At 57.4% G+C, this 1,924-nt stretch carries 2 rRNA genes (both cut by a window edge); both read right to left on the minus strand.

Going from position 1 to position 1,924, the window contains the following annotated elements:
* Positions 1-1,342, minus strand: a 23S ribosomal RNA gene (locus ACF08M_RS26500) (it extends 1,495 nt beyond the left edge of the window).
* Between the two features lie 307 nt (positions 1,343-1,649).
* Positions 1,650-1,924: ribosomal RNA gene (locus tag ACF08M_RS26505) — 16S ribosomal RNA — on the minus strand (it continues 1,446 nt past the right edge of the window).
* Together the 16S and 23S rRNA genes form the textbook arrangement of a ribosomal RNA operon.

Genomic DNA, 1,924 nt, shown 5'->3' on the forward strand with positions numbered 1-1,924 from the left:
TCCGCGGCTGCTTCACCCGGCACACGACGCTCCCCTACCCATCCACACAGGCGTTAGCCCTCAACATGTGAATGACACGACTTCGGCGGTACGCTTGAGCCCCGCTACATTGTCGGCGCGGAATCACTTGACCAGTGAGCTATTACGCACTCTTTCAAGGATGGCTGCTTCTAAGCCAACCTCCTGGTTGTCTCTGCGACTCCACATCCTTTCCCACTTAGCGTACGCTTAGGGGCCTTAGTCGATGCTCTGGGCTGTTTCCCTCTCGACCATGGAGCTTATCCCCCACAGTCTCACTGCCGCGCTCTCACTTACCGGCATTCGGAGTTTGGCTAAGGTCAGTAACCCGGTAGGGCCCATCGCCTATCCAGTGCTCTACCTCCGGCAAGAAACACACGACGCTGCACCTAAATGCATTTCGGGGAGAACCAGCTATCACGGAGTTTGATTGGCCTTTCACCCCTAACCACAGGTCATCCCCCAGGTTTTCAACCCTGGTGGGTTCGGTCCTCCACGAAGTCTTACCTCCGCTTCAACCTGCCCATGGCTAGATCACTCCGCTTCGGGTCTTGAGCGTGCTACTCAACCGCCCTATTCGGACTCGCTTTCGCTACGGCTTCCCCACACGGGTTAACCTCGCAACACACCGCAAACTCGCAGGCTCATTCTTCAAAAGGCACGCAGTCACGACTGCATGTGCAAGCACACACAGCGACGCTCCCACGGCTTGTAGGCACACGGTTTCAGGTACTATTTCACTCCGCTCCCGCGGTACTTTTCACCATTCCCTCACGGTACTATCCGCTATCGGTCACCAGGGAATATTTAGGCTTAGCGGGTGGTCCCGCCAGATTCACACGGGATTTCTCGGGCCCCGTGCTACTTGGGTGTCTCTCAAACGAGCCGTCAATGTTTCAGCTACGGGGGTCTTACCCTCTACGCCGGACCTTTCGCATGTCCTTCGCCTACATCAACGGTTTCTGACTCGCCTCACAGCCGGCAGACTATGAAAAAGAGATCCCACAACCCCGCATGCGCAACCCCTGCCGGGTATCACACGCATACGGTTTGGCCTCATCCAGTTTCGCTCGCCACTACTCCCGGAATCACGGTTGTTTTCTCTTCCTGAGGGTACTGAGATGTTTCACTTCCCCTCGTTCCCTCCACACTGCCTATGTGTTCAGCAGCGGGTGACAGCCCATGACGACTGCCGGGTTTCCCCATTCGGACACCCCCGGATCAAAGCTCGGTTGACAGCTCCCCGGGGCCTATCGTGGCCTCCCACGTCCTTCATCGGTTCCTGGTGCCAAGGCATCCACCGTGCGCCCTTAAAAACTTGGCCACAGATGCTCGCGTCCACTGTGCAGTTCTCAAACAACGACCAGCCACCCATCACCTCACCTTCGCAAGCGAGTTCACTGGGGCCGGCGTTTGAAGGCAACCTTGCGGCCGTACCTTCAGACACCCAACAGCGCGCCCAGTACCCGGAATTCACCCGGTTCGCTTTCCACGCCCCGAGGGGCAGTACTTACGACCCGGTTGAACCACCAGGTACTGAATAGTCAACGTTCCACCCATGAGCTGACCACCGTCGAACATTTGCCGACGTAGTGGCTCTGGATCCCTTACAGGATCTAGATGCTCCTTAGAAAGGAGGTGATCCAGCCGCACCTTCCGGTACGGCTACCTTGTTACGACTTCGTCCCAATCGCCAGTCCCACCTTCGACAGCTCCCTCCCACAAGGGGTTGGGCCACCGGCTTCGGGTGTTACCGACTTTCGTGACGTGACGGGCGGTGTGTACAAGGCCCGGGAACGTATTCACCGCAGCAATGCTGATCTGCGATTACTAGCAACTCCGACTTCATGGGGTCGAGTTGCAGACCCCAATCCGAACTGAGACCGGCTTTTTGAGATTCGCTCCG

The sequence above is a fragment of the Streptomyces sp. NPDC015032 genome (assembly GCF_043080425.1).
In the GTDB taxonomy this organism is placed as follows: domain Bacteria; phylum Actinomycetota; class Actinomycetes; order Streptomycetales; family Streptomycetaceae; genus Streptomyces.